The sequence below is a fragment of the Bradyrhizobium sp. KB893862 SZCCT0404 genome (genome assembly GCF_018130885.1).
Taxonomy (GTDB): domain Bacteria; phylum Pseudomonadota; class Alphaproteobacteria; order Rhizobiales; family Xanthobacteraceae; genus Bradyrhizobium; species Bradyrhizobium stylosanthis.
On sequence record NZ_JAFCLT010000014.1, the window covers coordinates 99,164 to 124,619 of the forward strand.

A 25,456-nucleotide genomic window follows, 5' to 3' on the forward strand; every position below is an offset into this window, starting at 1 on the left:
TCTGCGAGCACCTCAGGATGACGGGATCAACAGCGGGCCAGTCATCCCAACAACACCGCATCCGCCGCGGCAACCGACTCCGCACTCTCGGTCACGGTGCGTTCCAGCGCGCCGGCCTGCACACTGATGTTCTCGGCAAAGAAACGCGCCAGCGAGACGTAGCGCGCGGCATCTGCAGTGCCTTCGGCCTTGGCGGCGAGCGCTTCGGAGGCCAGCATGCAGCCGCCGAGCGTCGATCCGAACTGCTGCAGGTAAGGCGTCGCGCCGGCCAGCGCCTCGTTCGGCGCGGAGGTCACGCGCTCCAGCAGCCATTTGCTGGTGCGCGTCAACGCCTCCAGCGCCTCGCGCAGTTTTGCGCCCGTGGTGCCGAAGGCCGGATCGTTCGAGGCCTCCACCTGCTTGACGGTTGCCGCGAGCTCGTCGATCAGCGCCCACACCGCAGCGCCCCCATTGGCCGCGAGCTTGCGCGTGACGAGGTCGATCGCCTGGATGCCGTTGGTGCCCTCGTAGATCGCGGTGATGCGCGCGTCGCGATAATGCTGCGCGGCGCCGGTCTCCTCGATGAAGCCCATGCCGCCATGCACCTGCACGCCGAGATAGGCGACCTCGTTGCCGATGTCGGTGGAATAGCCCTTTGCCATCGGCGTCAGCAGCGCGGCGCGTGCGGCAGCGTCCGCACGCACCTTCGGGTCCTTGGCGCGCGTGGAGACGTCGATCGCCACCGCGGTGGCGTAGCAGATGGTGCGTGCGGCGGCGGTCTGCGCCCGCATCCGCATCAGCATGCGCTTGACGTCGGGATGCACGAAGATCGCGTCCGAGCCCTCGCCCTTCTTGCCGACGGCGCGGCCCTGCTTGCGCTCCTGCGCATAGGACAGCGCCTGCTGATAGGCGCGGTCGGCGACGCCGACGCCTTCGAGGCCGACGCCGAGGCGGGCCTGGTTCATCATCGTGAACATGCAGCGCATGCCCTGGTTCTCTTCGCCGATCAGAAAGCCGATCGCGCCGCCATGGTCGCCCATGGTCATGGTGCAGGTGGGCGAAGCATGCATGCCGAGCTTGTGCTCGACGCCAGAGGCAAAGATGTCGTTGCGTGCGCCCAGCGAGCCGTCGGCGTTGACCATGAATTTCGGCACGAGGAACAGCGAGATCCCCTTGGTGCCCGCGGGCGCGTCCGGCAGGCGCGCCAGCACGAAATGAACGATGTTGTCGGTCATGTCGTGCTCGCCATAGGTGATGAAGATCTTCGTCCCCTTGATGCGATAGGTGCTGTCGGCCTGCTTTTCGGCGCGGGTGCGCAGCGCGCCGACGTCGGACCCGGCCTGCGGCTCGGTGAGCTGCATCGTGCCGGTCCAGGCGCCGGAGACGAGCTTTTCGAGATAGATTGTCTTCAGCTCGTCGCTGCCATGCGCATCGAGCGCCTCGATTGCCGAGGCCGTCAGCAGCGGGCAGAGGCCGAAGGCGACGTTGGCCGCGCTCCAGATCTCGGTGCAGGCCGCGTTGATGGCGAGCGGCAGGCCCTGGCCGCCGAAATCCTCCGGTCCCGACACCGCGTTCCAGCCGCCCTCGGTCCAGCGCTTGTAGGCATCGGGCCAGCCCGGCGCGGTCGTGACCTTGCCGTCGCTAAGCTTGATGCCGTGCTCGTCGCCGACCTTGTTGAGCGGCGCCAGCACGTCGGTTGCGAACTTGGCGGCTTCCTCCAGCACGGCGGCGGTGAGGTCGGCGTCGAAATCGCCGTAATGGCCGGCGTCCAGGGCCGCCTTGAGGCCGGCGCCATGGTTGAGAGACAGCAGCATGTCAGAGATCGGCGCGCGGTAGGTCATGGCTCACTCCCGTGGACAGATATTGGCGCCGTATTCCCATGAAATGGGCAAGGTCTCAATGGCCGCGATACGGTACCGCATCGGGATTTTGCCGGGGCCTATAAAACGGAGCCCATAATTATAATAAGGTGTGGTGCGGCCGATCTCGGCTGCTGTGGTATTTTGCCCCTGCAGGCGGTTGAAATGCCGCGCCGCACCCTATAGACCGGCAGCACTCGAGGGAATCTGCGGTAGCCCGGTCTTCCGTCGTTCCCCGCTGTTGGGGCGTAGCCAAGCGGTAAGGCAGCGGATTTTGATTCCGCCATTCGGAGGTTCGATCCCTCCCGCCCCAGCCAGCGGTGGCTCCTCGAAGTCCAGTCCGGTTTCAGTGCGTCACCCGCTGTGGTCGCGTGATCGTCGAAGCACGCCCTCAGGCAACGCGGGTTTCAAATGACCAAACGGCGTTTGTCCGGCTAATCCCCGGCTTGACATAAGTCCAGGCGACGCACTGCTCTTCCTCCCTGCACTTGATTGTTGCGTGTCGGGCACGAAGATTCGCTAATGGCATCCTCTCCTTGAGGCTCATCTGCGCGAGGCGTTCGGTCGCAAGAACATCCGACCTGCGCATTGGGGCGTAGCCAAGCGGTAAGGCAGCGGATTTTGATTCCGCCATTCGGAGGTTCGATCCCTCCCGCCCCAGCCAGATTTTTTCACACAGACGGCCTGCGCTCGCATACCATGGCGTCTCACTGATCAAATCGCATTCGGCCGTGGCGGGGATGGCAGCTGGTTCAAAGAGAGCGCGCGGGGGAAGCGGCCGCGTCAAGCTCGAGGAGGTCGCCCGCAAGGCCAATGTCTCGACCGCGACGGTCTCGCGCGCCTTCAACGAGCCCGACAAGGTGTCTGAAGAGGTCAGGCAGCGGGTCAAGGACGCCGCGCGCGCGCTGAACTGGATTCCGAACGCCGCCGGACGGGCGCTGGCCTCGCGCCGGACGCATATCGCCGGCGCCATCATCCCGACGCTCGACAACGAGATCTTCGCCCACCAGATCAGCGGCATGCAGAGCGTGTTCTCGGAACGCGGCTTCACGCTGTTCCTGGGGTGCTCGAACTACGATCCGGACGAAGGCCTGAGGCAGGCCGACGCCATGCTGGCGCGCGGCGTCGAGGCGCTTGCCGTGGTCGGCGAGAGCCATCCGCCCGAGCTGTTCGAGGCGCTCAATTCGCGCGGCATTCCCTATGTCGTGACCTACTCCTACAACAAGGCCTCGCCGCATCCGTGCATCGGCTTCGACAACCGTGCCGCCTTCCACCGCATGACGGATCATTTGCTGTCGCTCGGTCACCGCCGCTTTGCCGCGATCTTTCAGCCCGACACCAACAACGACCGCGTCAAGGAAAGGCTTCGCGGCATCCGTGACGCGCTCGCGGCGGCCGGTCTGGAAATCGCCGCGCAGGACCTGATGATGGGTCCTTCGACGCTGGAGTTCGGCGCGGAAAGTTTTGCGGCCTTGATGACGCGCACGGTGGGAAGCCGCGCGACCGCGATCGTCTGCGGCAACGACAATCTGGCGCTCGGCGCGCTGATGGCCGCGCGGGAGAGCGGCCTCGAGGCGCCCCGGGATTTTTCGATCACCGGCTTCGACGACCTTGCGATCTCGTCGCGCTTCTCGCCCGGGCTCACGACCATGAAGGTCGACAATCAACAGATCGGCGTGCTGGCCGCCAACGAGCTGCTCGCCGTGATCGTGGGCGAGCAGGCGCGGGCCCAGTCCCGGGAGATCGTCCCTGTCATGAAAGTCCGCGAGAGTGCGGGCAGGGCGCAAGCCCGCTGAGGCACGCCCGCGGGGCAACAATCATCTCCTCGACAGTCCGCGCAAATGCCCCGAAAGGGGGCTCTTGACTCCCAGTATGTAAGCGCTTACATGGCCGCGTTTTGAAATGCCATGAGAGCAACCGGCGGGTGCCTCGCCGGGACGGGACGGAGAGGAAACGATAATGCGCGACAGCCTTTTGCGATGGGCCAGAAACTGCTCGATGGCGGTTTCACTGCTCTTGCCGGTGATGGGAGCGGCGAGCCCCGCAGCCGCCGAGGAGAAGCTCGTCCTCTGGTGGAACAAGGGCTACTACAAGGCCGAGGAAGACGCGCTGCTCGACGTCATCAGGAAGTTCGAGGCCAAGACCGGCGTCAAGGTCGAGCTGTCGCAATACGCGACGCAGGACATGATGCCGAAGCTGGTGGCGGCGCTCGATGCCGGCAGCCCGCCCGACGTCACCTATGCGGACACCTACCATTTCCAGGCCGCCGGCAAGTGGGCCTCCGAAGGCAAGCTGGTCGATCTGACCTCGGTGCTCGCGCCGATCAAGGGCGAGTTCTCCCCGCAGTCGCTCGACACGGTCATGCTCTACAACGAAAAGACCAAGGCGAAAGCCTATTACGCCTTCCCGCTGAAGCAGGCGACGCTGCATCTGCATTACTGGAAGGACATGCTCGAAGAGGGCGGTCTCAAGGACACCGACATCCCGAAGGACTGGAAGGGCTTCTGGTCGTTCTGGTGCGACAAGGCGCAGCCGGCCGTGCGCAAGGCCTCCGGCAAGCGCATCTACGGCATCGGCCATCCCATGGGCGTCGACGCCACCGACAGCTTCATCTCCTTCCTCGTGTTCATGGATGCCTACAACGTCGTGCTCGTTGACGACAACGGCAAGCTGCTGGTCGACGATCCCAAGGTGCGAGCGGGCCTCATCGCCGCCATGACGGACTATGTCGAGATCGCCGCCAAGGGCTGCACGCCGCAATCGGCGACGAGCTGGAAGGACCCCGACAACAACGTCGCCTTCCACAACAAGACGACGATCATGACGCACAATTCGACGGTCTCGCTGCCCGGCAAATGGCTGGACGATTCCAGCAACGAGACGCTCACCGCCGAGCAGCGCGACGAGGCGAAGAAGAACTACTACGACCGCATCCGCACCATGGTCTGGCCCAACAAGCCGGATGGCTCGCCGGTCCACACCCGCGCCTCCGTGGTGGTCGGCCTGATCTTCGAGCAGGCCAAGAACAAGGAGCGCGCCAAGGAGTTCGTCTCGTTCCTGCTGCGCGACGAAAACCTGCAGCCCTATATCGAGGGCGCGCTCGGCCGCTGGTTCCCGGTCAAGACCGCGGCGCAGAAATCCGCGTTCTGGGACGGCGACGTGCATCGCCGCGCCGTGCGCGACCAGTTCTTCGCCGGCGTCGGCGGCTACGAGATGAGCAAGAACTACAAGTTCACCACGCTCAACAACGAGAACGTCTGGATGAAGGCGGTGAACGCCATCGTCACCAACAAGGTGCCGGTCGACAAGGCCGTCGACGACATGATCGCGCGCATCAAGGACGTCGCGGGCGACTGACCGCCGGCCGCAATCGTTACGCTCACGCGCCGCAAGGCGCGTGAGCGGTCCGAGATCACCTTGCAGGCGAAGCTTCCGGGAGATCGTCGTTCCATGTCTGAGATCACCATCTTCGGTTCGATCAATGTCGACCTCGTCGCCGGTGTCGACACGATCGCCAGGCCCGGCGAGACGGTGCTGGCGAGCGGTTACGCGACGCTCTGCGGCGGCAAGGGCGCGAACCAGGCGGTCGCCGCCGCGCGCGTGTCGCCGCAGGGGCGGGTCGCCATGGTGGGCCGGGTCGGACGCGACGCGTTCGGCCAGCGCTGCATCGACAACCTCGCGGCCAACGGCGTCAACGTCGATCGCGTCACCGTTGGCGCGGAGCCGACGGGATGCGCCTTCATCAGCGTCAGCGCTGACGGCGAGAATGCCATCACGGTTGCGAGCGGGGCCAATGGCTGCCTTGCAGCCGACGCAACCGCCGAGCTGTCCGCGACAACGACCCTCGTGCTTCAGATGGAGGTCCCGTTTGCGGCCTCGCTGCTGGCCGCCCAGCGCGTCCGCGCAACGGGTGGACGCGTGATCTGGAATCTCGCGCCCGTGCCCGAACGCCTGAGCGAAGCCGAACTGCGCGCGCTGCTGGAGGCCACCAGTGTTCTCGTCATGAACGAGCACGAGGCTCTCACCGCGGCGCAGCGCGTGGGCTGGACCGGCACCGACTTCGAGGCGGCCGCCGCCGTTCTCGCGGCGGACGGCGGCGTGACCTGCATCGTGACCGCGGGACCGCTGGGCGCGCGCGCGTTCCATCCCGACGGGTCGCGCCAGACTGTTGCGGCCGAACGAATTCTCCCGATCGACACGACCGGGGCTGGCGACACGTTTGTCGGCATTCTCGCGGCGGGGCTGGACGAGGGGCGCGGCTGGCAGGAGGTGCTCGCGCGCGCCTGCCGCGGCGCCTCGCTGGCCTGCCTCGCCCACGGCGCGCAGCGCGGCATGCCCACCGCCGAGCAGCTGTCGTGAGCGCAGCCGGCGGATTTGTGCATGTGCCGCTGACCGGACAGACTAATCACCGAATTCAACGCCACCGAATTCAACGTTCTTGGAGCTGACTTGTGACTGCAACCATCAAAGGCATCATTCCCGTGATGCTGACGCCGTTCACCGAAGCGAATGCGATCGACTATGCGGGCCTTGAGAAGCTGATCGAATGGTACATCGCCAACGGCGCCGATGCGCTGTTTGCCGTCGCCCAATCGAGCGAGATGCAGTTCCTGAGCCTCGATGAGCGCGTCGCGCTGGCGCGTTTCGTCGCAAAGCAAGCAGCCGGCAGGGTGCCCGTGATCGCCTCCGGCCATGTCAGTGAATCGCGTGAGGATCAGATTGCCGAGCTGACCTCGATCGCCCGGACCGGCGTCGACGGACTGGTGCTGGTGACGAACAGGTTCGACCCGAAGGGGCAGGGCGGCAGCGTCTTCATGGACAATCTGCGCGGCCTGCTCGCTGCGCTGCCCGCAGGCCTTCCGCTCGGTCTCTACGAATGTCCCGCGCCGTTCCGCCGGCTGATGTCCGACGACGAGCTGGCATTCTGTGCCGACAGCGGCCGCTTTGCGATCCTCAAGGACGTGTCGTGCGACCTTGCGACCGTGAGGCGCCGCGTGGCCTTGACGAAGAACACCTCGCTCGCCATCGTCAACGCCAATGCGGCGATCGCCTTCGACGCCATCAAGTCCGGATCGTCCGGCTTCACCGGCGTGTTCACGAACTTCCATCCCGATCTCTACAAATGGCTGCTGACGAGCCATTCGCGGCATCCGGCGCTGGCCGATGAGCTCTCGGTCTACCTCGCGCTCGCCGCGATGGCCGAGCCGATGGGCTATCCAAAACTGGCGAAACTGTACCACCAGAGGCTCGGCACGTTCTCGTCCATCCGTAGCCGCGCCGTCGACTTCGACATCCGTGAGCGGTTCTGGGCGCTCGATGCACTGCTGGACAAGATCATGCAGGGGCAGGCGAGCTTCCGCGCCAGGATCGCGGCCGCGGGTTGATCGCGGCAATCGCCGCGCGGTGCGTTCAGAGCGAGCTGCCGCCGCAGATGACGAGCTGTTGTCCGGTAATGGCGGAAGCTTCCGTCGAAAGCAGGAAGGCCACGGCGCCTGCGACTTCCTCCGGTTGGACGAAGCGGCCGATCGGCGGCAGTTTCGGCGTGACACCGGCGCGCGCGGGATCCCTCAACATCGGCGTCTCGGTTGCGGCGGGCGCGACGACGTTGACCGTGATGCCGCGCGGTGCGAGCTCGATCGCCCAGGATCGCGCCAGCGCGACCAGCGCCGCCTTGGTCGCGGCATATTGGCCGCGGCCGGCGGCGCCCGATGCGGTGCGGCTGCCGATGAAGACGATGCGCCCGCCCTTGGGCAGGCGCGGTGCCAGCGCATCGGCGAGGCGCTCGGCGACGTCGACATGCAGCCGCCACATCGTGGCGCTGTCGTCATGGTCGAGCGATCCGAGCGTGCCGACCTTGAGCAGCCCCGCGGCATGAACGAGCGCGGTCGGCGCGAGGCCGGCAACGGCGTCTGCGATGCCCCCGATATCGTTGAGGTCGAGCGACAAATGATCGAAGGCCGGATGGTCGAACGTCGCGGGGCGGCGGCTGATCCCGGTGACCCGCCAGTCCTCGCGCAGCAGGCGCTCGACGATCGCCGCACCGATCCCCGAACTCGCGCCCGTCACCAGCGCGTGTGGCCGCTTGTCCATGACCTCAGCTCCGCAGCGCGCGCGTCACCCATGGTTCGGTCACGCGGACATATTTGATGGCGCGGCGGTGGAAGGTGAACGCGGTGTGGAGTGCGCCGTCGGAGGTCTGCTTGACGGAGGGGTAGGACAGCTCGCGATTGGTTTGGTCGCGTGAATTGTTGGTCATGCAATAGCCGTCGCCGGTTTCGACGTTACGCTTGGTCCAGCTCCGTCCGCCGTCGGTGGAAACGGCCAGCGTCATCGGCGCCCGCGGCGCGCCCCAGAACGCGGTGCGTCCATCGGCCGTGCTGCCGTCGCCCGCGAGCACGGGCGGCAGGTCGTCCTCGATCTCGTCATAGAGCGAGAGGCGGCGGCCGGTGGCGTCCCTGGCGCTGGAATCGTTGAAGATGAGCGCCAGATGTCCGTTGCCGAGCCGCGTCAGCTGGATCGAGGAATTGTTGTTGGGAAGTGCGGTCGCGACCGGTGCCGACCAGCTGCGGCCGTGATCGGTGGAGCGGCTTTGATAGATGTTGTCGGCCCAGCGGCTGCGATACATCGCAACCAGCGAGCCGTCGTCGAGACGCGCGATGCTCATGTGCACGCAGCCGCGGCTGCCGGGGACGTCGACGTCGCGCCAGGTTGCGCCGGCATCGGACGAGATCTTCACCGCGCTGGTGTCCTCGTCGCCGTTCCATTTCCGGCCCGGTGTGCTGTGACAGTAGAACACGGGCAGCAGCCAGTCGCCGTTGTCGAGCACGACGATCGGCTGCCGGATGAAGGTGCCGCGGCCGCGGTGCTCGGGAAACAGCGTCTCGATCGGGCCCCAGCTCTTGCCGTTGTCGCGGGAGAGGCGGCGGCGGATCAGGGCGGTGTCCTGGTTGCCGGCGAGCTGCGCCGTCCAAATCAGCCACAGTGTGCCGTCGGGGGCGGGGAACAGCACCGGGTTCTGCTCCGAACGTCCCTTGTCGTCGGACAGTTTTTCGGCCGGCGACCATTGCGTCGCGCCGCGCGGCAGGCGCGAAAAATACACCGAGATGTCCGACATGCCCTCCTGCGTGCCGCCGAACCAGACGCAGGCGAGGTCGCCATTGGCGAGCGGCATCAGATTGGCGGCGTGGTTCTGCACGCAGGGCGAAGGGATGAAGGCGTCGAACCTATCAGGGTCGCCGGCCGCCTGGCGGACGATGCCGTCGGCGGCGATCTCGATGTCGGGGCTCACGATCTCGGGTTCGGCGATCATGTCGAAGTCCTTTCCACGAATGCGTTGGGTTGGGCCGGCTGCGGCGTCGCGGGACCAGCCGGAGCGCGCCCCAGCGCGATGCGCTCGATCGCCATCACCACCAGCGGCGTTGCGGCCGCGACATACATGTTGTCGATGCCGAAGGGGTTGCCGAGCATGTACCAGGCGGTGGTCGAGACCGCCGCGCCGATCAGGCCGGCGGTGGCGCCCCGATTGCTGGCAAACAGCGGCAAATAGAAGCCCATCATCGCTACGATCGTGATCGACAGCCGCAGCGCCCGCGTGAAGAACGACAGCTTGAGGATCTCCGGAATGAAGAACACGAACACCAGCGGCACGATGGCGATTACGATCGAGAACACGCGGGTCATCTTCAGCTCGCGCTCCGGCGTCGGTTGCCAGTAGGGCACGTAGAAGTCGCGCACCACCAGCGAGGCGATGGCGAGCGCGACGGTGCAGACGCTGACGAAGATCGAGGCGACCAGCGAGGTCGTCACGAAGGCAGAGGCGAGCGGCGGCATCTTCTCCAGGAACACCGGCAGCGCGTAGAGGCTGTTCATGTCGGGGTAGAGATATTTGGCGGCAACCCCGATCAGCGCGAGCAGGAAGCCCAGCGGCAGGCAGAACGCCGCCGCATAGAAGGTCGCCTTGCGGGCGTCGTCTGCGCTCGGGGTCGAGGAGATCGCCTGCACGATGAACTGCGTCGAGAAGATCGCGCCGACCGTGCCGAAGGTCCAGGCGAAGATGGTCGTGAAGCCGATCTTGCCGTCCCAGGTGAAGTAATAGTCCGGAAGCTTGGCCTTGATCGGCGCAATGCCGCCGGTCAGCGACATCGCGACCGCGAAGATGATGACGATGCCGACCACCTTGAAGGCGCTGTGCAGGATCGTCACCCAGGCGACGCCCTTCAATCCGCCGAACACGTAGTAGAAGGTCGAGACCACTGCGATGATGCACATCGCGACCGGCATGCTGACATGCAGCGCGGTGGCGATCGCGGCGGCGCCGCTGACGTAATTGCCGACGTTCACCAGCAGCAGCGCGTAGATCATGATCACGGACACGGTGAGCATGGTCGACTTGCCGTATTTCTGCGCGATCGCGGCGGAGATAGTGTATTCGCCGGAATTGTAGAGCTTCTTCACCATCAGCAGGCCGAACAGCAGAAAGCCGATCGAGGCGCCGAGCACGGCCCATCCCGCGGCCATGCCCGACTGGAACGCTTCCTGCGCCGTGCCGACGGTCGACTTGGCGCCGACGAACTCGGACATCATCAGCACGCCGACCACCACCGCCGGCATGGCGCGGGCGGCGGTCATGAACTGCTCGCTGGTCCGGCTGCGCAGCTTGAGCGTGAGCCACGAGGTGAAGGCGATGTAGGCGACGATCATCGCGACGATGAGCGTGCTCTCGCCATTGAGGATGGCTTGCATCGGTGATGTTTCCTCCGGTGGCGCGGATGCGGAATTGTCCGTTCATCTCGCGCAGTTCTATAATGTTCGGAATGCGAACAATTGTTCTTTAATCTCATTAGACCCGCGCGGGCGCGCTGCGTCAAGCGCACCCGTTCCGGTCGCGCGACAGGGCGCGGCGGGCGGCCGCTATTGCCGCAGCGCGTTCAAAGGGTTCCCTGGAGGATGGGTGGCAGGGCTGCGCGCCCTATTCGGCGCTGCGTTTCCAGGCGCCGGTGCCGAGCTTGCCGGTGATCACCGCCGTCGCATCGTGGATTTCGTATGCGCCGCCATCGCTGTAGCCTGACAGGCCCTTGAGGGCACGCAACGTCCAGCGGCCGTTCGCGGCCGTGACCGTGCCTTCGTGCGCACGGGCCGAGCGCAGCGGCTCGGCGTGGAATCTGTAGGTGCCGTCGCCCATGATCTCCCAGATCCAGCGCGACTGGCCGCGGCCATTCGGCACCATGATTTCCCACGTGCCGACCAGCGCGGGATCGATCGTCGACGTGACAGGCCTGCGCGGCGGCGCAGGAGCGACGACGGCGGGAAGCGGAGCAAGCGGTGCCGCACTATCGGCACCGGCAGGCGGCGGGCCGGCGAGGTAGATCGCCTTGCGCGACAGCGAACCGTAAACGAACGGCTGCTGCTCGTTGCGGGTCGCCTCCATCACGTCGTCGCGGACATTGCGGAACATGAACGTCACCTCGACGCCGGGCGCCTCGATGTTGCGCAGCAGCGCCGCTGCAAACGGGCTGTTGCGCGCATCGCCCTCGAGCGCCGTGGTGCCGTCGCGCGCGGCATAGGCAACCAGAACGTTACCGACGGGCTCGATGCGGCCCAGCCCGCCCGTCGCGGCCGCCCGCGTGGCGATCGAGCGTTTCATCCTGGCGGCAAACGGATTGTCGCGGCAGGCGTCCAGGATGACGAGGCCGAGGCTCGTGGTGTTGGACACCTGCGACATCACGCTGTGCAGGTTGATGGCTTCGTTCGCCGCGTCCGTGTCGCGCTTCAGCTCGGCGTCGACAGGGATCAGCCAGTTCTCTCCGCTGATCTCCATGCCATGGCCGGCGAAGTACACGGCCGCCATGTCGGCGCCGGCGGCGTCGCGCCCCAATGCGATCAGGCCGCGGCGCATCTCGTCGAAGCTGGCGTTCGTGGCGAGCGAGACGGTGAAACCGAGCCGCTTCAGGGCCGCGGCGATGTCGTTCGCGTCATTCGGCGGATTGAGCAGGACGGGAACGTTCCTGTAGGCGCCGTTGCCGATGACCAGCGCGACCCGCCGGCCTTCCGCCGCTGCGGCCGCCGACGCCAAGCCGGCGAACGCGGCTGCAGCCGTCAATCCCGAAACGAATTCGCGCCGATTCATGGGATCCCGCCGGCTCGAGCCAGCGTCCATCCTAGCGCAACCGGTCCGGCGGAGCCACGGGGCGGTGCTAGTTCGCGCTTAGTGCCGTCCTGGCGACCTCGGCCATCCAGCTCGAGGCGACGGGAAGGATCGCGTCGTTGAAATCATAGCGCGGGCCGTGCAGCTCGGCGCCGTCGCGCAATTCGCCGTTGCCGATCCAGACGAAGGCGCCGGGCCGCTGCTGGAGGTAGTGGGCAAAATCCTCGCCGGCCATGCTCGGCGCGAGGTCGCGGCGCACGTCGGCCCGCACCTTCTCCGCGGCGATGCGTGCAAGCTCGGCTTCCGCCGGGGTGTTGATCACCACGCCGACGCCCATGACGATCTCTGGCGTGACCTTGACGCCGAAGCTCGTCGCGATCCCCGCGCAGGTCCGTTCGATCCCGCCGAGGATGATGTCCTTGGTGCCCTCGCGATGAAAACGCAGCGTGCCGCGGATCGTGACTCGGCCTGCGATCTGGTTCGGTGCGGTGCCGCCCTCGATCGTGCACAATGAGACCACGGCGGTGTCGAGCGGATCGACGCTGCGCGAGACGATCGATTGCAGCGCCACGATGAGATGGCCGGCCGCCATCACGGGATCGCGCGTCAAATGCGGCATGCCGGCGTGGCCCGCATGGCCCTCGATGGTGATGGTGATGCGCCCGCCGGAGGCCATGACCACGCCGTCATGGACCGCAATGGTGCCGGCCTGCAGGCCCGGCCAGTTGTGGAAGCCGAACACCTGGTCCATCGGAAAGCGCTCGAACAGCCCGGCCGCGACCATCGCGCGCGAGCCGCCATAGCCTTCCTCGGCCGGCTGGAAGATGAAATCGACCGTGCCGCTCCAGCTGTTGTCCGCGGCGAGCAGCGCGGCGGCGCCGAGCAGCGAGGCGGTGTGCCCGTCATGGCCGCAGGCATGCATCACGCCGGGATTGTTGGAGGCATAGGGCAGGCCGGTATCCTCGGTGATCGGCAGCGCATCCATGTCGGCGCGCAGGCCGACGCGGCCCTGTGCCGACCCGCGCGTCAACGTTGCGACGATGCCGTGGCCGCCGATGCCGGCCTCGAAGGGAATGCCGAGCTCGGTGAGCTTCTCCTGCACGAAGGCGGCTGTGGCCTTCTCCTGAAGGGACAGTTCGGGATGGGCATGCAGATGCCGGCGCCACGCGGTCAGTTTCTGGTGCAGTTCGGGGGTCAAGGTGGGACTTTCGTTGGGAGGGCCGGCTACGGCGAGCATAGCCGAATATCGGGCGACTGCATCAAGCACCTTGGAATGCCTCGCGTGCGGCTCCATCGTCATGGCCGGGCTTGACCCGGCCATCCACGTCTTACTTTGCAGCAGAAAAGACCGTGGATGCCCGGGACAAGCCCGGGCATGACGGCGCGCCCTACGCCGCCAGCTTCGCCAGCCCTTTCCAGTCGAAGCCGATGCCGTGGCCCGGACGATCCGGCGCCAGCGCCTTGCCATCTTCGAGCACCAGGGGATGCTCGATATATGTGTCGAGGCCGAAACCGTGTGCCTCGAGATACGAGCGGTTCGGGCAGGCCGCGAGCAGATGCACGGTGATGTCGTGCGCGCCATGGCTGGTGACGGGCAGGTTGAACGCTTCCGCGAGCCGCGCGATCTTCATGAAGGCGGACACGCCGCCGCAATTGGTGACGTCGGGCTCGGGATAGGACACCGCGCCCGCGACGATGTAATTCTTGAAGTCCCACAGCGAGCGCAGATTCTCACCCGCCGCGATCGGCACGCCGCCGGCCTGCATGATTCGAGTGTGGCCCGCGACGTCGTCGGGGATGATCGGTTCCTCCAGCCACGTCAGGTCGTAGGGAACGAAGGCGCGGGCAGCGCGGATCGCTTCCTCCACCGTCCATTTCATGTTGGCATCCGCCATGAGCGGAAAGCCGTCGCCGAGATGTTTGCGCATCGCCGCGACGCGCGCCACGTCGGATTTCAGGTCGGGCCGGCCGACCTTCATCTTGATGGCGCGAAAGCCCTTTGCGAGATTGCCGTCGGTCTGCGCGAGCAGGGCTTCGACGGAGAGATCGAGGTCGATGCCGCCGGCATAGCAGGGCACGCGCGCATCGAAACCGCCCAGCAACTGGTACAGCGGCAGCTTCGCGCGCCGCGCCTTCAGATCCCACAGCGCGATGTCGAGCGCGGAGAGCGCCAGCACGGCCGGTCCGCCGCGCCCGCCATAATGCAGGCCCCACCAGACGTGGTGCCAGATCGCCTCGGTGTCCTCGGCCTCGCGGCCCTCGACCAGCGGTGGGATCTCGCGCTTGAGAATGTCGGCGGTCGCCCCGCCATTGCGCCCGACCGTATAAGTGTAGCCCACGCCTTCGGCGCCATCGGCATCGCGGATGCGGCAGGTGATCAGCTCGAACGCCGCGATCTCGCCATGCGTGGAGTCGGACAGCGTGACGGGCAGGGGGATCCGGTAGAGGGCGGATTCGATGTTTGCGATGCGCGGCATGTGGCCTCCCGATTTTTCTTTTTGGTTCGCGGTTTCGTAGGATGGGTAGAGCGCGGCGAAACCCATCATCATCAACTTGGCAAGTCGCGATGGGTTTCGCTAACGCTCTACCCATCCTACGCTCTAGCCATCCCGCTCACCGCTTGTAAGCAAAATAGTTGATGCTGATCGAGGCCCGGTGCGGCGAGGTTCGCCACGCCGACATGTCGAGCGCATCGCCGCTGCCGGCGCCGACACGCCAGCTCGCCAGGCGATGATTGTCGTCGCTGGACGGCTTGTCGGTCCGCTCACGGGCCTTCAACGACGTTTCGATCAGCCCGGGCAGCGTCTCGGCCGAGACGCCGACGGCCGACACCGAGCAGGTCACGCTCGGAGCATCGTCGGGTCCGGCGAAATAGGCCGTCATGCTGCCGATCCTCTCGCCCCGCCTGATCAGCTTGGCCGAGTAGAGCAGGTCGATCTTGGGCCCGCGCTCCATCTCGGCCGTGATCGGGCCGCCGTCGCTGACAAAGCCGAGACCCGCCGCGATGCGCTCGACCTGGCTTGGTCTCGCCGGCTTCGGCGCGCAGACCTTCGCGAAGAGATCGACCAGCAAGGCGCTGTTATCCTCTTCCGCGCCGGCCGCGCCCGCAAGCGCCAGCAGCGCAAATCCCGCGAGCGCGAACCGGACCACGCAGATCACCGCATCGTCGCGAGCTGCACCGCCAGCGCGCAGGCGCGGTCGTATTCGTCGAGATTGATCCACTCGTCGATCGTGTGCGCCTCGTTCTGGCCGGCGCCGAACGTCACCGTGGGAACGCCGTGACGGACCATCCAGTTGGCATCGAGACCGCCGTTGGCGGTGCGGACGTTCGGGGTGCCTCCGACCGCCGACACCGCCTCGACCGCGCGCTTGATGACGGGCTGGCTGTCCTTCATGCGGAATGGGTAATAGTCGGTCTCGGCCTTGAACTTGACCTTGCCGGACTTGCCCTGCGCGTTCGTCACCTTCTTGGCGGCTTTCTCGAACGCGGCCTTGTAGGCTTTGGTGATCTCCTTGAAGAACTTCCCGTCATGGCTGCGGCTCTCGCCGCGTACATGTACGTAGTCGGTGACGACGTTGGTGGCATCGCCCGCGGGGCGGCCCTCGCCGCCGGTGACGGGGCCGACATTGCTGGTGCCCATCTTCGCGCTCGCGCCCTTGCCCTTCACCACCTTGCCGAACCAGCCGCCGGCCTTCACGTCGGCAAGCGCGAGCGCCATAATCATGGTCGACGAGATGCCGCGCTCCGGTGCCACGCCGGCATGCGAGGCGCGGCCCATGATCTCGACGGTCCAGCGGTCGGCGCCGACCGCGCCGATGATGACGTTGGAGGCCGAGCCACCGTCATAGTTGAATGCCATCACGGGCGCGCCGAGCTCGTCGAGCTTGACGTGGCGCGCGCCATAGAGGCCGCTCTCCTCGCGCACGCAGAACAGCAGCGTGATCGGCGGATGGTCGAGCTTCTGCTTCTCGAGCTCGGCGGCCAGCGTCACCAGCACGCCGCAGCCGCAGCGATTGTCGCCGCCGAGCGCGGTCTTGGCTTCGTTGACGATCTTGCGTCCGGACTTCTTCGGCTTGGCACCGGCGCAGAGCGGCACGGTGTCCATATGGGTCATGAACATGATGCGCGGCTGGTTGTGCAGCGCGCCGCGGCCGGGCAGGTCGACGATGAGGTTGCCGGTTTCCGTCGGCACCGGAATACGCGTGTTGGCATCGTCGAGCCGGATCGCCTTGGCCGGCACGCCGGCCTCCTTCAGCGCGGCGGTGAGCTCGCGCCCGATCGCCGCCTCCTGTCCGGTGACGCCCTCGATCGCGAGGAAGCGCATGAGACGATCGGTGGCGGCTTTGGTGTCGACGGGCATGGACTCGAATTCCCCTGATGCAGATGGCGGCGCAGCATCTCCTGCGGCTCCGCTTTGCGCAAGGGGCTCAGACCGGCCGCGTGTAGATCAGGAAGATCACGACGCCGAGCGCCAGCGCGGCCGCCATGAACAGCAGCACCGCGGGCAATCCTGCGAACGCGGCCACAGCGCCGGTGACGGACTGCATCAGCGCCGTGCCGAGGAAGAAGGCGAGATTGACCGCCGCGAGCGCCTTGCCCGCGACCTGCGCGTCGACGAGTTGCCGGGACATGCCGAACAGCAACGGCTGCGCCGAAGTGAAGAGGCCGATGAGCACGAACAGTGCCAGATCATAGCTCGGCGGCATGACGGTCACGCCGAACAGCCATGCGACGGCGAGGTGCGGCGCGCCCAGCGCCATCAGCGCGAGCAGCACCGCGGCGAATCCGTGCGTGCCTGCGACCAGCGCGCGCCTGCGGCCGAGCCTGCGGTCGATCATGCCGACCAGCAGCGGTCCTGCGATCATCGCCAGCGTGAACGCGCCGAGCTGGTTGCCGGCCTCGATCCGCGTCAGTCCCTTGATCTCCATCAGCCACGGGCCGCCCCACAGTCCGCGCAGCACCAGCGAGCTTGCCAGCGACACCAGCGCCAGCGCGATCAGGCCGCGCAAGGGCCGCGACAGGCCGAGCCTCACCACCTCGATCATCTGCGACAGCGCCGAGGAATCGTCCTTGTGGTCGGCCGGCTGGCTCGGCACCAGCACGAACACCGCGAGCGCGACCAGGATGCCGCCGATCGCGGAGATCCAGAATCCGGCGCGCCAGCCGTAGGTGTCGATCACGAAGGCGAGCGGGCTCGACGACAGCAGCATGCCGATATTGCCGATGGAGAGGATGGCGCCCGACCACAAGCCGAACCGCGCGGCCGACAATTGCTTGGCTGCGAGCGTCATCGGGCACATCAACATGCCCGACGTGGCGACGCCCAGCATCAGCTGTCCGACTGCAAAGCTCTGCGGTCCCGTCGCAAACCCCGACGCCACCGCGCCGAGCACGGTTCCCGCCAGCAGGCTCAGCGACACCGGGCGCACGCCGAACCGGTCCATCGCCGCGCCGACCGGGATCTGCGCCGCCGCGAAGGCGAAATGATAGACGGCGGTGAGGCTCGCCAGCGCCTGCGGCTCGATGTGAAAATCCGCCGCCATCAGATCCAGGCTCACGGCCGGTATCGTGCGCAGCAATGTCGAGAGCATGTGGCCGCAGGCAAGCGCAACCAGAGCGAAGATCAGCGCGCGGGTGGCCTCGCCCGCGTCGTCGGCAGTAGTCCCCATCAGCGTAGCGTCCCGGCAATTTTCGTGTCGGCGTTACACGATCGGGGCGACCGTGCCAAGGCAATGCCAAGGGAATACGAAGGCAAGGGCGTCGCGACATGGCACCGATGCGCGGGCGCAGTCGGGTCATGTCGCGCGCTGGCGTAACGCCCTGGTTAGCCGACTCGGGGATTGACTACGGAATAGCCCCGCAATGATCGCGCATGGATGCGGGTGGCCCGGCCGCCTGAATTGCCGTCATAGGCCATCCAGACATCGCCGCTGACATGCTGCTCGAGCACGAAGACATGTCCGTGCCGCGCGGCGACCATGCCCGGTGCGGGCTGCGTCCTTGGAAAGCGCAGCCAGTTGGACGCCAGGTTCAATCCCGGCACGATGCGGCCGAACACGCGGATCGATGCCGCGCAGCCGCAGAAGGAGTGCGGGCAGCCGGCAGGGCGGCCGCCGACGATGCGGCCCCTGTCTGCCGCACTCGCGATCTGGATCGTGGTGGCGCGTCCCGTCACCTCATGCGCGGCGTGAACGCGCAATACGGTCGCGCGCACATTCGAGCCGGAGAAGTCGCAGGGCATGGTGACGTTGCATTCGCGCGGCACCGCGAGGTGGGGTCGGAAGGGACGTGCCCCGGCGGCGGTGGATGAAATCGCGATAATGAAAGCAACACCTAACGCAACATGGCAACGCATCGCAGGTCTCCACGTTCAGGAAGCCCGCCCCGCCGCAGAGACAAAATAATCTTGGACCAAAATACGACGCTATGCCCGACCTGGCCGGAATCCGGGGCACTTTCGTCGAGTTCCACTAACCTGCGTTAAGATTCGGTGGGCCTCGCACCACGTGCGTTGCGATGCGGCGAAGGGCGGCGCCTGCGATGTTGCAAAGCAACATCGATCGCCGCGGCTCGATCATCTATCGCGATGAACACACGCAGAGGTGCTCTGCTTGGTTTCCGGTTGCATTGGCGCCTGCAAATTCAGAGAGTGCGGCCTGGAAACGCCGCGGGCGCGCCAGCGTCTGGAAGACGGCTTCCGCCTTGGGGAGAAAACATCATGATGGGTCTATCATCTGCCTCGCGCAGCCTGTTGCTGGCTGGCGTGGTCTTCACTGCGTTCACGGTTGCCGCTTCGGCGCAGCAGCCCGCGAGCCCGCCCGCCGCGGGCGCCGCACCTGCCGCGCAGCCGCTTCCGCCGGGGTCGCCGCTGATCGGCCGTCCGGACGGCGAGGCCGCCGCGAAGCTCGCTCCCGTCGCGCCGCCGCCGATCCCGGCGCAGGCCGACAAGCTGCCGCTCGCCAAGCTCAAAGTGCCCGCGGGCTTCAACATCGAGGTCTATGCATCGGGCATGGCGAATGCGCGCTCGCTCGCGCAGAGCGACAAGGGCACGGTGTTCGTCGGCAGCCGCCTCGTCGACAAGGTCTATGCGATCGCCGACAAGGACGGCAAGAAGGCGGTCAAGGTGATCGCCTCCGGTCTCTATCGTCCGAACGGCGTCGCCTTCAAGGACGGCACGCTCTACATCGCCGAACTGTCGAAGGTCTCCAAGATCGAGAAGATCGACGAGAACCTCGACAACCCGCCGAAGCCGACGATGATCTACGACAAGCTGCCGAAGGACGAGGCGCACGGCTGGAAGTTCATCGCCATCGGCCCCGACAACAAGCTCTATGTCCCGGTCGGCCAGCCCGGCAACAACGTGCTGCATGATGCCGATCACGGCCAGATCCGCCGCATGAATCTCGACGGCTCCGGCGCGGAAGTCTACGCGGTCGGCGTGCGCAACACCGTCGGCTTCGACTGGAATCCCGAGACCAAGCAGCTCTACTTCACCGACAACGGCCGCGACTGGCTGTCGGAGACGGTGCCGGAGGACGAGCTCAACCGAGTCACCAAGGCGGGCGAGGATTTCGGCGCGCCGTTCTGCTACCAGGGCAACATCATCGACCAGGAGCTCGGCTGGGGCAAGGACTGCAAGAACTACACCGCGCCGGTCGGCCTGATGGGCCCGCACACCGCCGCGCTCGGTATGCGCTTCTACACCGGCAGCATGTTTCCGAAGCAGTACAAGAACGCGATCTTCGTCGCGCGCCACGGCTCCTGGAACAAGTCGCAGAAGCAGGGCGGTGACGTCGTCGTCGTCAAGCTGAACAAGGACGGCACTGTGAAGTCGATGGAGCCGTTCCTGACCGGCTTCCTCGAGGACAACAAATATGTCGGCCGCCCCGTCGACGTGATGCAGCTCAAGGACGGCTCGCTGCTCGTCTCCGACGACTGGAACGGTGCGGTCTACCGCATCACCTACGGCAAGCAGAAGGTCGCGGCGAAGTAGGCATTGCCGACGCCGATCGGGGGCAGCGCCCGCTGCCCCCGATTTTATTTTGACATGCGAGGATCATCGATGCGCAAGCTCGCGATCACGGTGGCGCTGGCCTCCCTCAGTTTCTCCGCCGGCGCCGAAACCATCCAGGAGCGCGCCGCACCGTGCCTTGCCTGTCACGGCGAGCGCGGCACCTCCGAGACCGAGAACACGCCCTCGCTCGGCGACCAGCAGGCGCCGTACGCGTTGATCCAGCTCTTCATGTTCCGCGAGAAGCTGCGCGTGTTCGAGCCCATGAACGAGATGGCGAAATCGCTGACCGATGACGATCTGCGCACCTTCTCCGATTTCATCGCGGCGCTGCCGAAGCCCGCGCCGACGGCGGATGCCGCAGATGCTGCGCGGATGGCGCGCGGGCAGGCGCTGGCGAACCAGAACCGCTGCAATACCTGCCACAATCCCGACTATTCCGGAAAGGAGAACGTCCCGCGCGTCGCGGGGCAGCGCGAGGACTATCTCGCCAAGACGCTCGCCGAATACAAGGACAACACCCGCCACGGCTACGATGCCACCATGGCCGACGTGATGCAGACCGTCGGCAAGGACCAGATCGGCGATCTCGCCTATTATCTCGCGCGCTTCCGCTGAGAGCATAGCGTCACAAACCGCAACCTCATCTCGCCGCAACCACCGACCTCATCCTGAGGGCTCGCCGAAGGCGGGCGTCTCGAAGGATGCGTCGCAGGCAAGCTGCCAGCGACGTTCTGCTTTGGACGCGATGGCTCGTTCGACTATTCCTATCGGCCCGCTTCCGCGAGCAAGGCGGTCGGGTAGACCGGCTTGATGAAGAACTTGGCGCCATCCGGCAGGGGGCGCGGAAGCGGGCGACCGGATATCACGATGATCCGCACGGCGGAGTGCTGCTGACTGGCAAGGTGAGCCAGATCCACGCCATCCATCTTGCCGACCAGGTTGATGTCGGTGACGATCAGGGCAGGATGCTTGACTTTCAGCGCCAGCGCGGCGGTTTCTGCGTCCTCACACTGCAACACATCGAAATTGCTCTCTTCGAGCAACAGCGCGAGCATTTCGCGTTGAATGTCGTCGTCCTCGACGACGATCGCGGTCGGGCGGATCGGCTTTGACTGGCCCATGGTTGCACCTCGCTGTTCTTATCATTTGTTAAGTGCGTAGATGCCGAATCCGTTCCGGGGGTGAATATGGTTCCCCCGGATTTGCCCTTTCTCTCACGTGGGAGTGAATGCGTGACCAACGCTGCGTAGCCGGCGTCGGCTGGCTACAGCTTGTTACAGGGCGCGCAAGCCCGCCAGTTCATGCTTGCACGCCAGGCGCCGGAACGCTGTCGGTACGTCCGGGCAGTTGGCCTTTCAGCTTCTCGACGATCGAGAGGAAAGTCGGCGGGGCTCCAGTCTTTGCGTCGGCCGAAAGGCCTCCGCCGGATTCGAAGGCGCGTTGTGCGATCTCATAGCCGAGTGCCCGGTAGCTCTCGAATTGCGATTCCGAGAAGAACTGGTTCAGCGTGGTCTCGTGCGGGAAGGTCGCGTGGGCGATCGCATAGCTCAAGACGCCCATGGGCTCCGTGCCGTGCAGGCCCGACTTGAAGTACAGCAGCAACCCGTCCTGCGACTTGCCGCCATCGGCCTCGCTATAACGAATGTCGCCAATGGCCCAGTAAGGCGCTTGCTCCGCCGGGGTCGGGCGTTCCTTGAAGCGCTTCTTCAGAAGGTCAAGCCCATGCAGGTCGATGCGTACGCCGAGATCGATCCAGATCTTGCGCAACGCGTTGCCGAGATCCTCGAAGGAGTAATCGGGGTCGCAGCCGGCGTCGCTGACCACGATCACGCGGCAGCGCCGGCGCACCATCTCGTAAAGACCGAGATTTTCGAAGTGTCCGCCGTCGGTCAGGTAGACCCAGCGCTCGGTCTCGCTGGTCAGGCCGAACATCTCCATGAAGAACGGCCGGAGCGCGTTGGTTGGCTTGACCGCCGAATAATAGGGATTGTCGCCGCGCGGATTGGCGAGCCACCAGCCGAGACGCACATTGAACAGCGCCATCAGGAAGGCGACGCCCGGCGAGGAGTTGTAGCCCATGCTCGGGCTCACCGCCGCGCCTGAGATCGCCATGGCGGTTCCGAGCGTGAGGTTTCCGCCATAGGGCTGCGGCTCGTTGGCTGTCGCGTAGGTCGTCCGGTATGCACCGTCCGAAAATACCGCACTGCCGCTGCCGCAATGGAGCGGCGAGAACGTGAAGGGCGCGGCCATCCGCTCCTGCCAGGCGAGGTTCTTGGACGACACGAGGTTGAGCGCTCCGCTGATGACATGGAGCGGCTTCCAATGGGCGCCGGTCGGTTTGACATTATGATCCCAAAGCTCCTGCAGGAGTGGGCTGTCGCGGCCGTCGAAATCCGTAAAGGCGTTCTTCGTCTTGTCACGCTCCTTTTCGCTGCGCGACGCACCGAGGAAGGCACGAACCAGCCGGTTCCGGTAGAGGCCGTGAAGTGAATAGCGATTGATGCTGAGGACATGCGAGGCCGCGTAGATCAGCCCTCCAAGCAGGACGCCCACCACCAGCATGATGGTCCAGGGCATATGGCCATCCGCGCCGGAGGCAAACGATTTGAAAGCCGCGTCCCAGCCGATGGACAGCAGAGCGACCAGGACAATGGCGAAGATCGCCGCCGCGATGGCTGCGAGCGTGTTGAGGCTGAGATACTGGCGCAGGCCTGAAATCTGTTCGGCTGCGGCCTTGGTCTTCGAACTCGCTCCGAGGAGGATGGAGAGCAGGCCGGAAAGACCTCCTCCCGCTGCGAGCGTGGGAACGGTTGCATCACCAAGGTGACTCGCGATCCATCTTGCCGCCGGTGGCGCACCGACCACGATCCCGAACCACAGGAGCCAGCCGAGATAGGCCAGCGTGAAGAGACCGCTCGACCGCGCCTGAAATTCCAGTCCGACATCCACCTCCGACAGGAACTCGGCAAATGAAATATAGACCACGTCCGCGACGATGCGCGCCAGCACGATCCAGGGCAGCCCGAGTACGCAGGCAAAGCCTGCCGCCGTAGCGGCGGAGTCGGACGGGTTGATCTTCCAAAGCGCAATCAGTCCGACCGCGCTCAGCAGACCGAAAGCCGCGCCGGCGAGCACCCAGGCAACGGGCTCGAGCACGGGATGCTTGGGACGCGCCTCAGGCGGTGGCCGGGACGATCTCCCGAAGATGATGGTCCAGAGCGGCGCCAGCGCCCAGGACACCAGAAAAAAGATCATGCCAAGGATCGTTCCGCGGATCAGCACCGCCGCGGCCGGATACTCGCGGTTGAACCTCTCGATGAATTCGAAGCCGCTGGCGCGAAGCAGTTCCGTGAGCGTTTGCAGTCCGTACGGGCTTTGCAGCACGAGCACGAGCAGCGCGGCTCCGACAAGGAAAGGAGCGAGATCGCACACCAGAAAGCGGAGTTGCGCGACATTGATCCAGCCGCGCGCGGGGCGGTTCGCGACGGAGAAGGACAAGGAAACCAGCAAGCAGAGCGTAGGTATGATCATCACGACAAGGAACCATACCGACCTTGCTGTGATGCCGTGCGCATCGATGAGCGCGAAGTAGAGTGCCTTGGTGACGAGCACCGCAAGGATCATCGGCGGGACGAGCAGGATCCAGTTCAGGAACAGATTGCGCAGGACGCTGGCGACATCGCTCCACAGGTCTGGCGAAAGCGACGAGAAGCTTGGAGAGAGGAAGTGCGAGTTGCGCCGAAGGTTGGAAATCGGCTCTGCCTCTTCGTGATCTCCGAGTGGACCGCGACTGTCTCGCTCGTTGAGTGCCGAAACGACCGAGTCCGGCGTGGAGCCATGACCGGTCCCGCTCGTTTTCGCGGCTGCTCCGCGGGGAAGCAGCTTGCGTTGCTGATACAGCCACGCCGACAGCCAACTGCCGATGTATCCGCCTCCCGACACGGTCGAAAGATACTCGAACTGCCGCAGAGCCGAACCCCGCTCCTCGTCCTTGCGTTTCGACGTGACATCCAGCGCGGCAATCCTCTGCAGAATTCCGAGCGCAAACGCCGCGCTGCGGATTCCACCGCCGGACAGGCATAGCGCCCACCGGTCGTCCGCGTTGATTGTTTGGTAGACGGTGAGAAGGTCGGGGGCGGCAGCCGTCGGCGGCGACAATGTTCCTGGCGAGCCGTCGGCGGACGGTTGCGGAGCTGCTCCCGTTAGAAGGTAGGCTGGTGTCGGCGAGGGTTTAGGCGCTGGCGTCGCCGGGACTGGCGCTGCCTTGGCTGCCGGATCGTCCTCTTTCTTTGGTGGGAATGCCAGGGGAGTTCCGGCGAGAGCCCGCCGCTCTTCCCACAGGACCTGCGCAAGGTTCAATGCCCCCATGATACCCTCCCGCTATTTCACCGAGATCGCTCAAGCTTGCGACAACGGGGGCGGCGCGCGTGTGAAGCAATTCACAAACACGCGTAAATTGTCTGGGGATGGGGAGCCGAGCGGCATCGTCGCCCGGCACGCCATCACTTCAACCCCTCGAGCAGCCTTTCCGCCTCGTCGAGCAGCAGTCGATCCTGTCCCGCCTCGGCCTTGGCCGCGCGCGTGAACAGGCCGTGCGTCTGTGCATTCCGGTTTCCCCTCGGCGCCCCCGAGCGCCGCGCCCCGCCGTGCATGCGGCATCGCTCCTTCCCCTGGATGGCCGGTGCGCGGCACGTCCCGCCATCGCGGGTCCTCGCGCCGCAGCGAGGACTCGCCAGCATTGGCGCGGTGTTGCGGGGGTGGGTACCGGTCATGGGTTTGCCCCTTGCCTTGTGCCGCTCGGGCCTGTCTCGGCGACGAGCATGTTCGCATGCTGGGTGACGTTGCCGACGATCGCGCGCCCGCCGTCCTGCACGGACAGGTTCTGCACCGTGATCGCGCGCTCGTCGCTGTTGCGGTGGCGGCTGAGCGCCTCGACCTGGGCGGCGAAGGTGCGGGAGAGCCGGGTCAAGGCGCGGGTGACCGTTTCCTGCTGCGGAAGGTCGTCGGTGCAGGCGAGCCGGCAGGCGCAGCGCATCGCCGCCATGTGAACCGAGACCATCTGGGACACCAGCAGGGCCTCGATGGAATCCTTCGGCGCGATGCTCCTGATCGTCGAGATCATGAAGGCGAGATTGGTCTCATCGGGCTTCTGGCCGATCGCGCTCGCCTTGACCAATTGCCTCAGCAGGCCGTGCAGTGCGTCGCGATCGACCGCGCCGAGCGCCTCGGCCAGCAAGCGTTCACCGGCTTGCGGGTCCGGATGGCTGATCGCGATGCGGCGCTTGTAGAGCCTGACCCGCGGGGGCGCGGCGTCGCCGCTGCGATGGTTTGCCGCAAGCGGCGTGGTGATGTGGCGTTCGAGAGCGGTCGTCATGGGCCAGAGTCCTTTGCTGACGCAAGCGCGCACGCGCGAGCGTTCGCCCGTCGCGCGCGGATGCGGATTTCGGAATATCGATGAA

21 protein-coding genes and 2 tRNA genes are annotated in these 25,456 nt (G+C 65.9%); 8 read left to right on the top strand and 15 right to left on the bottom strand.

Features of this window, described 5'->3' with window-relative positions:
• Positions 1-41: 41 nt before the first annotated feature.
• A complete protein-coding gene (locus JQ617_RS36260; protein WP_212030533.1) occupies positions 42-1,820 on the bottom strand; it encodes an acyl-CoA dehydrogenase family protein in 1,779 nt (592 codons plus the stop codon).
• Between the two features lie 260 nt (positions 1,821-2,080).
• Here JQ617_RS36260 and JQ617_RS36265 point away from each other — a divergent pair.
• The 6 genes from JQ617_RS36265 (at position 2,081) to JQ617_RS36290 (ending at position 7,222) form a co-directional block, all read left to right on the top strand.
• Positions 2,081-2,155: transfer RNA gene (locus tag JQ617_RS36265), tRNA-Gln, on the top strand.
• 272 nt (positions 2,156-2,427) lie between these two features.
• Positions 2,428-2,502 (top strand) — tRNA-Gln (locus JQ617_RS36270).
• A 76-nt stretch (positions 2,503-2,578) separates the two neighbouring features.
• A complete protein-coding gene (locus tag JQ617_RS36275) occupies positions 2,579-3,634 on the top strand; it encodes a LacI family DNA-binding transcriptional regulator (RefSeq protein ID WP_212030534.1) in 1,056 nt (351 codons plus the stop codon).
• A 202-nt stretch (positions 3,635-3,836) separates the two neighbouring features.
• Positions 3,837-5,195, top strand: a complete 1,359-nt coding sequence (locus JQ617_RS36280; RefSeq protein ID WP_212030535.1) for an ABC transporter substrate-binding protein — start codon at positions 3,837-3,839, stop codon at positions 5,193-5,195.
• A gap of 93 nt (positions 5,196-5,288) precedes the next feature.
• Positions 5,289-6,197, top strand: coding sequence for a ribokinase (locus tag JQ617_RS36285; RefSeq protein ID WP_212030536.1), 909 nt, complete (start codon positions 5,289-5,291; stop codon positions 6,195-6,197).
• Between the two features lie 92 nt (positions 6,198-6,289).
• Complete coding sequence (locus JQ617_RS36290; protein ID WP_212030537.1) at positions 6,290-7,222, top strand: dihydrodipicolinate synthase family protein; 933 nt, start codon at positions 6,290-6,292, stop codon at positions 7,220-7,222.
• 25 nt (positions 7,223-7,247) lie between these two features.
• Here JQ617_RS36290 and JQ617_RS36295 read toward each other — a convergent pair whose 3' ends face one another.
• From JQ617_RS36295 to JQ617_RS36340, 10 genes are all read right to left on the bottom strand, one after another.
• Positions 7,248-7,928: an SDR family NAD(P)-dependent oxidoreductase gene (locus JQ617_RS36295; RefSeq protein WP_145664139.1), complete on the bottom strand. Its 681-nt coding sequence runs from the start codon at positions 7,926-7,928 to the stop codon at positions 7,248-7,250.
• Between the two features lie 4 nt (positions 7,929-7,932).
• The gene (locus JQ617_RS36300; protein ID WP_212030538.1) at positions 7,933-9,147 is read right to left on the bottom strand and encodes a sialidase family protein; all 1,215 of its coding nucleotides are present in this window, start codon (positions 9,145-9,147) and stop codon (positions 7,933-7,935) included.
• Positions 9,144-10,580, bottom strand: coding sequence for a sodium:solute symporter family protein (locus JQ617_RS36305; RefSeq protein WP_212030539.1), 1,437 nt, complete (start codon positions 10,578-10,580; stop codon positions 9,144-9,146). The genes JQ617_RS36300 and JQ617_RS36305 overlap by 4 nt, the downstream gene beginning before the upstream one ends.
• Before the next feature lie 226 nt (positions 10,581-10,806).
• A complete protein-coding gene (locus JQ617_RS36310; protein ID WP_212030540.1) occupies positions 10,807-11,964 on the bottom strand; it encodes a caspase family protein in 1,158 nt (385 codons plus the stop codon).
• 67 nt (positions 11,965-12,031) lie between these two features.
• Positions 12,032-13,180, bottom strand: a complete 1,149-nt coding sequence (locus tag JQ617_RS36315) for an amidohydrolase (RefSeq protein ID WP_212030541.1) — start codon at positions 13,178-13,180, stop codon at positions 12,032-12,034.
• Between the two features lie 190 nt (positions 13,181-13,370).
• Positions 13,371-14,459, bottom strand: a complete 1,089-nt coding sequence (locus JQ617_RS36320) for a mandelate racemase/muconate lactonizing enzyme family protein (RefSeq protein WP_212030542.1) — start codon at positions 14,457-14,459, stop codon at positions 13,371-13,373.
• 136 nt (positions 14,460-14,595) lie between these two features.
• The gene (locus JQ617_RS36325; RefSeq protein ID WP_212030543.1) at positions 14,596-15,132 is read right to left on the bottom strand and encodes a hypothetical protein; all 537 of its coding nucleotides are present in this window, start codon (positions 15,130-15,132) and stop codon (positions 14,596-14,598) included.
• Positions 15,133-15,137: 5 nt separating this feature from the next.
• Positions 15,138-16,343 (bottom strand): M20/M25/M40 family metallo-hydrolase, encoded by a 1,206-nt coding sequence (locus tag JQ617_RS36330; RefSeq protein WP_063691592.1) that lies wholly within the window; start codon positions 16,341-16,343, stop codon positions 15,138-15,140.
• Positions 16,344-16,410: 67 nt separating this feature from the next.
• The gene (locus tag JQ617_RS36335; RefSeq protein ID WP_212030544.1) at positions 16,411-17,652 is read right to left on the bottom strand and encodes an MFS transporter; all 1,242 of its coding nucleotides are present in this window, start codon (positions 17,650-17,652) and stop codon (positions 16,411-16,413) included.
• A gap of 155 nt (positions 17,653-17,807) precedes the next feature.
• Positions 17,808-18,224: a hypothetical protein gene (locus JQ617_RS36340; RefSeq protein ID WP_349630675.1), complete on the bottom strand. Its 417-nt coding sequence runs from the start codon at positions 18,222-18,224 to the stop codon at positions 17,808-17,810.
• Between the two features lie 477 nt (positions 18,225-18,701).
• Between JQ617_RS36340 and JQ617_RS36345 the strand changes: the two genes are divergently transcribed.
• Positions 18,702-19,976 (top strand): PQQ-dependent sugar dehydrogenase, encoded by a 1,275-nt coding sequence (locus JQ617_RS36345; RefSeq protein WP_212030546.1) that lies wholly within the window; start codon positions 18,702-18,704, stop codon positions 19,974-19,976.
• 69 nt (positions 19,977-20,045) lie between these two features.
• On the top strand, positions 20,046-20,612 hold the full coding sequence (locus JQ617_RS36350; protein ID WP_212030547.1) for a c-type cytochrome: 567 nt from the start codon (positions 20,046-20,048) through the stop codon (positions 20,610-20,612).
• Positions 20,613-20,761: 149 nt separating this feature from the next.
• Here the strand turns inward: JQ617_RS36350 and JQ617_RS36355 are convergent, their stop codons facing one another.
• From JQ617_RS36355 to JQ617_RS36370, 4 genes are all read right to left on the bottom strand, one after another.
• A complete protein-coding gene (locus JQ617_RS36355) occupies positions 20,762-21,118 on the bottom strand; it encodes a response regulator (RefSeq protein WP_212030548.1) in 357 nt (118 codons plus the stop codon).
• 178 nt (positions 21,119-21,296) lie between these two features.
• Positions 21,297-24,155, bottom strand: a complete 2,859-nt coding sequence (locus tag JQ617_RS36360; RefSeq protein ID WP_249157806.1) for a patatin-like phospholipase family protein — start codon at positions 24,153-24,155, stop codon at positions 21,297-21,299.
• A gap of 344 nt (positions 24,156-24,499) precedes the next feature.
• Positions 24,500-24,769: an HGGxSTG domain-containing protein gene (locus tag JQ617_RS40310; RefSeq protein WP_212030550.1), complete on the bottom strand. Its 270-nt coding sequence runs from the start codon at positions 24,767-24,769 to the stop codon at positions 24,500-24,502.
• On the bottom strand, positions 24,766-25,371 hold the full coding sequence (locus tag JQ617_RS36370) for a hypothetical protein (RefSeq protein WP_212030551.1): 606 nt from the start codon (positions 25,369-25,371) through the stop codon (positions 24,766-24,768). The genes JQ617_RS40310 and JQ617_RS36370 overlap by 4 nt, the downstream gene beginning before the upstream one ends.
• Positions 25,372-25,456: the final 85 nt, after the last annotated feature.

Excerpts from the sequence above, each read along its gene's own strand:
- JQ617_RS36260 (WP_212030533.1), bottom strand. The coding sequence starts at position 1,820 with ATGACCTACCGCGCGCCGATCTCTGACATGCTGCTGTCTCTCAACCAT.
- JQ617_RS36275 (WP_212030534.1), top strand. The coding sequence starts at position 2,579 with ATGGCAGCTGGTTCAAAGAGAGCGCGCGGGGGAAGCGGCCGCGTCAAG.
- JQ617_RS36280 (WP_212030535.1), top strand. The coding sequence starts at position 3,837 with ATGGCGGTTTCACTGCTCTTGCCGGTGATGGGAGCGGCGAGCCCCGCA.
- JQ617_RS36285 (WP_212030536.1), top strand. The coding sequence starts at position 5,289 with ATGTCTGAGATCACCATCTTCGGTTCGATCAATGTCGACCTCGTCGCC.
- JQ617_RS36295 (WP_145664139.1), bottom strand. The coding sequence starts at position 7,928 with ATGGACAAGCGGCCACACGCGCTGGTGACGGGCGCGAGTTCGGGGATC.
- JQ617_RS36300 (WP_212030538.1), bottom strand. The coding sequence starts at position 9,147 with ATGATCGCCGAACCCGAGATCGTGAGCCCCGACATCGAGATCGCCGCC.
- JQ617_RS36305 (WP_212030539.1), bottom strand. The coding sequence starts at position 10,580 with ATGCAAGCCATCCTCAATGGCGAGAGCACGCTCATCGTCGCGATGATC.
- JQ617_RS36310 (WP_212030540.1), bottom strand. The coding sequence starts at position 11,964 with ATGAATCGGCGCGAATTCGTTTCGGGATTGACGGCTGCAGCCGCGTTC.
- JQ617_RS36320 (WP_212030542.1), bottom strand. The coding sequence starts at position 14,459 with ATGCCGCGCATCGCAAACATCGAATCCGCCCTCTACCGGATCCCCCTG.
- JQ617_RS36330 (WP_063691592.1), bottom strand. The coding sequence starts at position 16,343 with ATGCCCGTCGACACCAAAGCCGCCACCGATCGTCTCATGCGCTTCCTC.
- JQ617_RS36335 (WP_212030544.1), bottom strand. The coding sequence starts at position 17,652 with ATGGGGACTACTGCCGACGACGCGGGCGAGGCCACCCGCGCGCTGATC.
- JQ617_RS36340 (WP_349630675.1), bottom strand. The coding sequence starts at position 18,224 with ATGCCCTGCGACTTCTCCGGCTCGAATGTGCGCGCGACCGTATTGCGC.
- JQ617_RS36345 (WP_212030546.1), top strand. The coding sequence starts at position 18,702 with ATGATGGGTCTATCATCTGCCTCGCGCAGCCTGTTGCTGGCTGGCGTG.
- JQ617_RS36350 (WP_212030547.1), top strand. The coding sequence starts at position 20,046 with ATGCGCAAGCTCGCGATCACGGTGGCGCTGGCCTCCCTCAGTTTCTCC.
- JQ617_RS36355 (WP_212030548.1), bottom strand. The coding sequence starts at position 21,118 with ATGGGCCAGTCAAAGCCGATCCGCCCGACCGCGATCGTCGTCGAGGAC.
- JQ617_RS40310 (WP_212030550.1), bottom strand. The coding sequence starts at position 24,769 with ATGACCGGTACCCACCCCCGCAACACCGCGCCAATGCTGGCGAGTCCT.
- JQ617_RS36370 (WP_212030551.1), bottom strand. The coding sequence starts at position 25,371 with ATGACGACCGCTCTCGAACGCCACATCACCACGCCGCTTGCGGCAAAC.